Here is an 8,053-nt window from a genome sequence, read left to right on the forward strand (position 1 = left end):
TGACAATTCTTAATAAATAATGTATAATTATGGTGACTTCTTATAAATTGTCCGACCAAAAACCGATAGATAAAGATCAAGGAGTGGGAATTTTGGTAAGAAAAAAGAGAATGATCATAGGCGTTGTTGCTGCCGAGGCAAACAGCATTGAACAGCGTCAGATCATCAAGGGAATTGCAAGGTTCGATCAGTGCGTGGGAAGCGATACCATTGTTTTTTCCAATAACTATAACCCCAACGTCCGCGAAAAGGAGCTTTTCTGCGAAAACAGGATCTATGACCTCATTCTTTCCGACGAGCTCGACGGGCTTATCGTTATTTCCGAATCGTTTGTAAATGAGGACCTCAAGAAGCTCATAGCCGACCTGCTTTCGCGCAAGGACGTTCCTATCGTTATCGTTGGAACTCACGTGAAGGAGCTCGACTTCCCCCAGTGTTCCTTTATCAATACCAGCGACGAGAACGACATCGAGGACCTCACCGATCATCTCGTTGAAAAGCACGGCTTCACGGAGATAGACATCCTCACGGGCTATGATTTTATCGAAGCCTCAAATCTCCGCGTAAACGGCTACAGAAGATCTCTGGAAAAACACGGTATCGAGTACGACGAAAAGCGCGTACACTACGGAAATTACTGGATGAACTCGGGCGCTGAGCTTGCAGACCGCTACCACAACGGCGAGCTTGAGCTCCCTCAGGCGATAGTATGCGCCAACGACTATATGGCTTACGGACTTATCGACAAGTTCGACGAGCTGGGGATCAAGATCCCCGAGGACGTTACCGTGGTGGGCTATGAATATGTCGGGGACAGATTCATGCACACGCCTCTGCTCACCACCTACAAGAGAAACCGCGAGACCATAGGCGAGGACGCGGCAAATATGGTCTACAGCCGCATAAAGAACAGAGAGTTCCTCTTTGCCCCTCCTCAGGGCGAGATAATATGCGGTACCAGCTGTACCTGCGGAGTTGACAGAAAGCTCTATACCGAGGAGCTGAAAAACGCCCGCAACAAAAAGGATTACGACAACTGGAACCTCTTCAATCCTCTCGATCAGAAGCTCACGGAATGCCGTACTCTCAACGAATTCACGGAAATATGCGGAACATTCCACTGGCAGGTCCGCGGCATACAGAGCTTTTACCTGTGCCTTTACAAGAACTGGTACGACTCAGACGCTGAGCTCAGCGACATACTCTCCTGCCAGAGCATGGTCAACTGGGACGATAAAACGCCCTTTGATATGCAGAAATTCAACTTTTCCGCACTGCTTGCAAGGAATTACGAGCCTGCAATATACTATTTCAATCCCCTTTTCTTCAACGACAGGCTTTTCGGCTATCTCGTGCTGAAATATCACGATCCCGATACCTATGACGATATCTACAGGAACTGGCTCAAATCCGTATCAAACGGTCTCGAGTTCCTGCGTATGAAGAACGATATCCAGTACCTGACGCAGTGTCAGAACCTCTCCGACCTGCGCGATACTCTCACGGGAATGTACAATGAAACAGGCATGAGAAAGGCGTACCATACCCTTGATATCACAAATCAGGACTTCACGCTGGTTATGATGAGGATAGGCATATCCAATGCAGGCTTTTACGAGCTTAACGGCAAGATACCTGCCATAATGGACGCGGCAGAGGCTGTCAAGCAGTTCTGCGGAAGCAGCGATATCTGCGGCAGGATCAACGACAACACTTTCGCCTGCATAATACAGGGTGACGCCGACGCGTCTCTCCTCGAAAGCAGGCTGAACTCAATAATCCTGCAGCATAACGTGTATCTTGAGCAGTACGGACTCGACTCCTTCGTGCTTGCCGCGAAGAAATGCACGGAAAAGTCCTATACGCGCATGATAGGCGCCTGCACGGATATACTCGCACAGCGGCAGTGCGAACAGATGGAAATGCGTATGCGTCCTCACTATGAGGATATGCTCAGTATCAGGAGCTACATATACAGCAATCCACAGGACAGCTTCGAGTCGGAAAAGCTCCAGAAGCTCTACCCGTACAGCGCAGGGCATCTCCGCGAGGTGTACAAGAAGTGCTTCGGCGTCAGCATACACAAGGACTGCATAAATGCGCGAATGGCAAAGGCGACCTACTGCCTTATGGTAACGCCGCTGAGTATGACGGAAATAGCGGAACAGTGCGGCTATGTGGACAGCAAGTACTTCCTGCGCCAGTTCCTTGCAACGGTAGGCGTTACGCCCAACCAGTACCGCAACATGGCAAAGTGACCTTTAGCTTGCAGGGACGACCATTTGGCGTCCATAATGAACTAAAAAATATATATCAGTGAAAAACAAAGCCCGAAAGCTGTTTACAGAAACGCTTTCGGGCTTGTTTTTTTATCAGCTTTGCGCTTCTGCGCCGAATGCTTCGAGCTTTCTCAGGAAATCGAGCCTTTCCTCCTCAGTAAGCGAAAAAAGCGGATTGATCCTGAGCTCTGCGTCGCCGTAAAGTACCTGCACCGCGTTTCCGTCAAGCATACTGTATATAAGGGTGCTGTGTCCCTCAAAAAGCGAGGTTATGGTGTACATTTCCTTATCGTGGAGCACAAAGGGCTTGTTATTGCTGACATCCGAGAGCTTTTCCGTGATCCTGCCGCATAATATGCCGACGTTTTCAGCGCCCAGCTTTACAGTTCCAGAATCTGTCCTGAATGAGACCACGCACCATCTGAGCTCGTTGACGACCTCAAAAATAAGAGTGCCGCCGTTTGTGTTTATTTCGAGTTTTTTTGCGTTATTCATACTATACCTGCCTTTTTTCGTATAAAACCATTGCGTCGCCGTCATCACAGTATGCCGCAAGCCAGTCATACTTCGGAGACATAATGTAGAAATCGCTGAGGTGATTATCGGTCTCGCCGAGCACCTGCATGATCTCATCAATAAAGCCCTCATACACCCAGCCATGGGAAAGTATCAGAAATACCTTCCCGTCAGTCTTTCCACTGACGTATTCACGGGTCCTGCCGATCATATCCGCCCAGTCATAGGGTATAACGAGCTTTTCCCATTCCTTGCGGAATCTGAGAAAGCAGTACTCAAGGCATACGGGATCAGTCCTTGCGTCCTTTTGAAAGTCCGTGAATGTATAGAGAAACCGTGCTATCACCTGAGGATATCCAGTTTTTGAATACTCGTGAAAGCGCGTTCTGTCGATACCGCAGGATTTGATGATGTTTTCTATCTGCAAGCGCATACCTGCCCTTTCGGCTTCACCGGAGTTTATTATGTTGGAAATTTTCATAGTTATCACCTGTTGCCGAAGTTTTCGGGCTTGTTTTTAGGGGGGATTGAATATAATAGATCATAATTTTTCAGAGCAAAATTATAAAGTTGAGAATTGAAAGTTAAAAGTTATGGTGTCGCCTGCGGCGACATTATTTAAATAATGTGAGCGAAGCGAACTCATTAACTCTAAACTCTCAACTCTTAACTCTAAACTAATCAAAATTCAGCATAGCTGAATTTTGATCTATCATACTAGAATTATAACCTAAAAATGTGGATATGTCAATAAATTGCGCCCTTATGCATATTTTCCCGTTTTACTCACATAATACCTGTGAAACGGAGGTATTTTCATGGCAGAACGTATTGCAAGGGGAGTTTTTCGCACGGAAACTCCCGTAATGGTGGAGAGCTATGCCGCGGTAGTCGGTGAAAAAGAGGGGCAGGGACCTCTCGGGAGCTGCTTCGACGAGGTCATAAGCGACAGCCACTTCGGCGAGGACACATGGGAACAGGCGGAGACCCGTTTTCAGCTTGAAGCCGTGGGACTTGCCCTCGGAAAGGCGCGGCTCTGCAAGGACGATATCGACATCATCTGTGCAGGCGACCTCATAAACCAGTGTATCGGCTCGGCTTACAGCGTCAGGGAGCTCGCAATGCCGTTTTTCGGTCTTTACGGAGCCTGCTCAACTATGGCGGAGGGGCTTCTCATAGCGTCCCTCCTTGCGGACAGCGGAGCCGCTCAGCGTACTGCCGCCGTTACCTCGTCGCACTTCTCCACGGCGGAAAGGCAGTTCCGCTTTCCCCTGTCCTACGGCGGTCAGAGGACTCCCACAGCTCAGTGGACCTGTACCGCCTCGGGAGCTGTGATACTCTCCCGCAGCAGCGGAAATATCCACGTCGCAGGTGGCTGCATAGGCAAGATAGCCGACCTGAACATCACGGACATCAACAATATGGGGAGCGCTATGGCTCCTGCGGCTGCGGACACTATAATGCGTTATCTTTCCGCTTCGGGGACTTCCCCCGGGGACTATGACCTCATCGTAACAGGAGACCTGGGAACAGTGGGAAGCAGTCTTCTCCTTGATTTCCTGCTGAAACAGGGAGTGGATATAACTTCCCGTCACCGTGACTGCGGAGCTATGATATTCGACGCTGAAACGCAGGACACTCACTGCGGAGGTTCGGGCTGCGGCTGCGGAGCAAGCGTGCTCTGCGGACATTTTCTCCCCATGCTTGAACGGGAAGAGGTCCATGATATACTGTTTGCAGCTACGGGAGCCCTTATGTCGCCCATGTCGCTCCAGCAGGGGGAGAGCATTCCCTCCATATCGCACCTTGTACATCTCAGAAAGGACTGAATCATGCTCACAGATATATTAAAAGCATTTATCGTCGGCGGAGCTCTGTGCGCCGCAGGACAGCTCCTTATCGACTTTACAAAGCTCACTCCCGCAAGGATACTCACAGGATTTGTGGTGGCAGGAGTTATCCTCTCGGCTGTCGGACTTTACAAACCACTTGCGGAGTTCGCAGGTGCAGGAGCGACCGTTCCCCTTACGGGCTTCGGACACCTCCTTGCAGAGGGCATAAAAAAAGCCATCGCAAGCGACGGCTTTCTCGGTATATTCACGGGCGGACTTACCGCGGCGTCAGGCGGAGTCACTGCGGCTCTGCTGTTCGGTCTTGCCGCTTCGCTGATATTCAAACAGAAGGACAAGATGTGAGCAGGAGCGGCTTGTCGCTGACGGCAAAGGCTTATTCACGCAGGTAACTTTTTGCCGCTTTATCAACGTCTTCCAGCTGCTCGCCTTTTGTGGGTGAAACTGCGATACGCTCGACTTCTGCCGTTATAAGAGCGTTTTCGGAAAAGCTCCTGTTCCTTTTCAGCAGATAAGTGATTATGTTGAACTTCCATATATCGTCAGTCTGTTCGGGTCTCAGAAGCTTCGGGATAAACGGGGCGGTCACTTTGCTGTGTACGGAAAGTATCTCCGCTGTATCCCCTGCAACAGGCCAGTCCATGTCCTGTATCCATTCAAGAAGCCCGGGGATTATGGGCTCTATTTCGGTATCTGAGAGCTTTTTCAGCTCTGATATCACCGTGATATCATATTTGTCCTTCGGAACAAGCGCTTTTATATCCATTTTTCACTCCGTTCTCAATTGAATGAATAATCATCGGAAAGCACGGTAAACAGCGAATAAACTCCGCCCTCGTCAAGCTTGAGATATCTGTCATAGGGATAAAGGACGAAGTTAAGTGTTTTGTTTTTGACCCTGATGCTTATTTTCCTGATGTCAGAGCTTGGATACATTCTTTCCATGACTGTTTTTTCTTCGTCGGTATGCGGAAAATGCAGAGACAAAAGGTCACTGTAGAGCTTATCCTTCATGGCTTCATCAGTCTTTACGGAGCTGCCGTCAACAGTCACGCCGAGGATATCCTTTCCCGAGCTGATGGAAAAGACGTTTTTCAGCAGCCATTTCATATCAATACTGCCGTTGTCTTCGATATAATAGTTAGTGAAGTCGCACTTTTCATATTCATTGTCTTTTTTGCGAATGAGAGTTTTTATATCGTCGGAACCTTTAAGCTTGTACCATTCGATATCCTCACCGCTGAATTCCGCGACTTTTTCGCCCTTCTTAAATCTCAGCATAAAGCTTTTTACAGGTGAAAGCTCCTCTTTTTCATAGTAAAGCTTAAATCCATCGCACTTTACAATTGTCCCGCATTTCGGGAGAGTGTGAACTCGTGAAAAACTGAATGCTCCGTATACAGCGCATATGCAGACTGCAATTGCTGCGGCAATAAGTATTATCAGCTTTTTTCCTTTTCGTTTTGTCGGTTTTGTTGTTTCATCATTGCTGCCATGTTGCTTCATGTGTGCTGCGTTCCTTTCTGTTTTGAGTAAGGGCGGCAGAATCGCCGCCCTGTTCAGTTTTATTATACATCATTCAGTATGCTGTGTCAATAAAGGTCAGGTGCCCATATACTTGATATAGACCTCCGACGGCTTCACCCAGGAATCAACGTCGAGGACGTTCCTTCCGCTGTAGGTCGGGATAGTTACTGAAGTTCCCGTAAAGGTTATCTCGTCGTTTTCGTAAAGCATAGACCTGCCGAGACTTATATCCACCGTCGTTACCTGTCCGCTGCTGCTGACCCTGACGGGAAGTATAGCATGAGGCGCGTCCCAGCAGGAAACTCCCTCATATACCCGGGTAGCGTAGGTTATTGAAAACGGCTGCGCTACAGTATCGGAATCTACTACCATGAATCGCGGCATGAACTCCTCTGTCGAAATGTTATGACCCATTCCGTCAAAGAAAAGTCCTATCTCCATAGGTTCCGTAATTGTGAAGCTGTACTCGAGATGTACGAAATTGTCCCCCTGATACAGCGACCTGTCAAACTGCTCACTGAGCAAAGTCTGACCATTTGGCTTAACCAGCGCTATTACAGGAGTTCCGCGGAATGAATTTGAGGACGGGTACTTTGTCAGCCTGTCACTTAACCACTGACCCGAATGGTCAAAGGCTTCCATAATAAGCTTGTAGCTGCCTGCGTCAAGCCTGAATCTGTACTGGCAGGTATTATACCCGATCTGGCGGTCGTCTATTCCGACAACGTTGCCGCTGATTGACATAGTCTTGCTGTAGGTTGAACCGAGCCACTGCTCGCGGTTGGCAGAATATGAACCTCCTCTGGGTATTGACGGTCCTGTCCGCGCAAAGCTGTACGAAACAGTTCCCGCATACTGCGAGCCTGAGGGCTGTCCATTGGAAACGCTTACGGCAGCCTGTTTAAGATAGTTGAATGTGTACTTTCCGACTCCGTCTGCGGCTCCCTTTATATGCCAGTCGATCAGGGCCGTGCCGTCTGAATTAAATATGAGCGGCGGTACTCCTGTGAGTTCCCTTATGCCGGGGCCCGAATGGCTGAAAAAAGCCTTTCCCTGCAATAGCGTGTACTTATCGTCAGCAAGCCCTGCTTTTCCTGCTTTGAGGATCTCTTCAAGCATAGGCTCACTCTCCGTCCTGTTCATAGGGATCGTAAGTGTCGCCCGTGGTCTGGTCGACCCATACGCCGTTGCTCATGAGGCCGTAGAATGTTCCCGTGCTAACCTCCCACGCAAGGCTTCCCTGCCCGAGAGTTCTGCCGTCTATCCCATTGACGGTGGGAAGCTCGGCTTTCGTATCAACGGCGAGTTCCGCAATTACTACGGACCGCTGGTCGCTGAAATTCATGAATCTTTCTTTTAAAATAGTTAACATAGTTGGTTCTCCTTTTTGATTTATTTTTGAAAGCGCTTTCATAAGGGGGCTGAAATGAGCACTTTTTAAACGTAAAACCGTTTAATATCAATTATTTTATACCTCAGGTGGACTTTTCACAGGTAAGTTGGAGCTGTTCAGGCATAAAAATGACGGCCTCCGGCCGCCTTTTGTATTTATAATGATATATTTAACTTTTGTTGGCTTCGGCCCCTCGCTTCTCCCTGTGCTTTTCACCAACTATGATTCGCTTGTATATCAACTAATTGTGCGTGTCTCCAAATTTTATCCTCAGTTGCCCTCCTCTGCTTGACTTTTTACCCGTTTTGTAATATAATAATTTAGTCGCAGGTGACGCCTGCTACCATTTATGGCGGCATAGCTCAGTTGGCTAGAGTACTCGGTTCATACCCGATTGGTCGTTGGTTCAAATCCTACTGCCGCTACCATATGGCCCGTTGGTCAAGAGGTTAAGACATCGCCCTTTCACGGCGGAATCATGGGTTCAA

At 48.6% G+C, this 8,053-nt stretch carries 9 protein-coding genes and 1 tRNA gene; 4 read left to right on the forward strand and 6 right to left on the reverse strand.

Annotation, left to right across the window (positions count from 1 at the left end; genetic code table 11):
- The first annotated feature begins 83 nt into the window (after nt 1–83).
- On the forward strand, nt 84–2,258 hold the full coding sequence (locus tag IKW96_RS06685) for a substrate-binding domain-containing protein (protein ID WP_296572126.1): 2,175 nt from the start codon (nt 84–86) through the stop codon (nt 2,256–2,258).
- 114 nt (nt 2,259–2,372) lie between these two features.
- Here the strand turns inward: IKW96_RS06685 and IKW96_RS06690 are convergent, their stop codons facing one another.
- Complete coding sequence (locus IKW96_RS06690; RefSeq protein ID WP_296572129.1) at nt 2,373–2,774, reverse strand: hypothetical protein; 402 nt, start codon at nt 2,772–2,774, stop codon at nt 2,373–2,375.
- A 1-nt stretch (nt 2,775) separates the two neighbouring features.
- Nucleotides 2,776–3,276, reverse strand: coding sequence for a DUF6756 family protein (locus tag IKW96_RS06695; protein ID WP_296572132.1), 501 nt, complete (start codon nt 3,274–3,276; stop codon nt 2,776–2,778).
- 337 nt (nt 3,277–3,613) lie between these two features.
- Between IKW96_RS06695 and IKW96_RS06700 the strand changes: the two genes are divergently transcribed.
- Both IKW96_RS06700 and spoVAE read left to right on the forward strand, forming a co-directional pair.
- On the forward strand, nt 3,614–4,624 hold the full coding sequence (locus IKW96_RS06700) for a stage V sporulation protein AD (protein WP_296572137.1): 1,011 nt from the start codon (nt 3,614–3,616) through the stop codon (nt 4,622–4,624).
- A gap of 3 nt (nt 4,625–4,627) precedes the next feature.
- Nucleotides 4,628–4,990, forward strand: a complete 363-nt coding sequence (gene spoVAE / locus IKW96_RS06705) for a stage V sporulation protein AE (RefSeq protein ID WP_296572140.1) — start codon at nt 4,628–4,630, stop codon at nt 4,988–4,990.
- A 31-nt stretch (nt 4,991–5,021) separates the two neighbouring features.
- Here spoVAE and IKW96_RS06710 read toward each other — a convergent pair whose 3' ends face one another.
- From IKW96_RS06710 to IKW96_RS06725, 4 genes are all read right to left on the reverse strand, one after another.
- Nucleotides 5,022–5,411, reverse strand: coding sequence for a DUF5071 domain-containing protein (locus IKW96_RS06710; protein ID WP_296572143.1), 390 nt, complete (start codon nt 5,409–5,411; stop codon nt 5,022–5,024).
- A gap of 14 nt (nt 5,412–5,425) precedes the next feature.
- Nucleotides 5,426–6,151, reverse strand: a complete 726-nt coding sequence (locus tag IKW96_RS06715; protein ID WP_296572146.1) for a hypothetical protein — start codon at nt 6,149–6,151, stop codon at nt 5,426–5,428.
- Between the two features lie 96 nt (nt 6,152–6,247).
- Nucleotides 6,248–7,291, reverse strand: coding sequence for a hypothetical protein (locus IKW96_RS06720; RefSeq protein ID WP_296572147.1), 1,044 nt, complete (start codon nt 7,289–7,291; stop codon nt 6,248–6,250).
- A 4-nt stretch (nt 7,292–7,295) separates the two neighbouring features.
- Nucleotides 7,296–7,544, reverse strand: a complete 249-nt coding sequence (locus tag IKW96_RS06725; protein ID WP_296572149.1) for a hypothetical protein — start codon at nt 7,542–7,544, stop codon at nt 7,296–7,298.
- A 372-nt stretch (nt 7,545–7,916) separates the two neighbouring features.
- On the opposite strand from IKW96_RS06725, the gene IKW96_RS06730 reads away from it, so the two are divergent.
- Nucleotides 7,917–7,993, forward strand: a tRNA-Met gene (locus tag IKW96_RS06730).
- Nucleotides 7,994–8,053 lie beyond the last annotated feature (60 nt).

The sequence above is a fragment of the Ruminococcus sp. genome (genome assembly GCF_017549005.1).
In the GTDB taxonomy this organism is placed as follows: Bacteria; Bacillota; Clostridia; order Oscillospirales; family Ruminococcaceae; genus Ruminococcus.